Origin of the sequence: Xanthocytophaga agilis (genome assembly GCF_030068605.1) — a bacterium.
GTDB lineage: Bacteria > Bacteroidota > Bacteroidia > Cytophagales > 172606-1 > Xanthocytophaga > Xanthocytophaga agilis.
Genome location: NZ_JASJOU010000067.1, coordinates 1 through 534 on the forward strand (window position 1 = coordinate 1; position 534 = coordinate 534).

The following is a 534-nucleotide window of genomic DNA, read 5'->3' on the forward strand; positions in this document are numbered from 1 at the left end:
CTATGTCCTGGGCTCTCAATCCCGAATCGGGGGGTATTTACAATGAAGAATATGCAATAACCAACCGAACCACTGGCCAGAAATATATTATTCATGCACAAGCCCGCACCTTTTTTGATGAGCAGGGGAAACCTGTAAAAATGTTTGGAACGGCTCAGGATGTAACTGAGCGGCGTTCTGCACAACTGGTATTGGAGCAACAGGTTCAGAAGCGTACGGAAGAGCTGGCAAAAACCAATGATGAATTGTTTGAAGCCAATCAACTGCTGGTTCGTTCAAACGATAACCTGGAAAAGTTCGCCTACATTGCCTCACATGATTTGCAGGAACCTCTTCGCAAGATTCAGTCTTTTGGAGATTTGCTCAAAAAGCAATACGGCGTTGGGTTGGGCGAGGGTCTTCCTTTGCTTGAACGCATGCAGTCAGCATCCAAGCGGATGTCGGTTTTAATCCAAGATCTGTTGTCATTTTCCAAAATATCAAACCAGAAAGATCGTACCGAATCTGTATCCTTGAATCAGGTGCTAGATACAG

Annotated in this window: 1 protein-coding gene; it reads left to right on the forward strand. The window is 44.9% G+C overall.

Going from position 1 to position 534, the window contains the following annotated elements; genetic code table 11:
• A partial coding sequence (locus tag QNI22_RS40230; protein WP_314520346.1) for a histidine kinase dimerization/phospho-acceptor domain-containing protein occupies positions 1 to 534 on the forward strand: 534 nt, incomplete at both ends.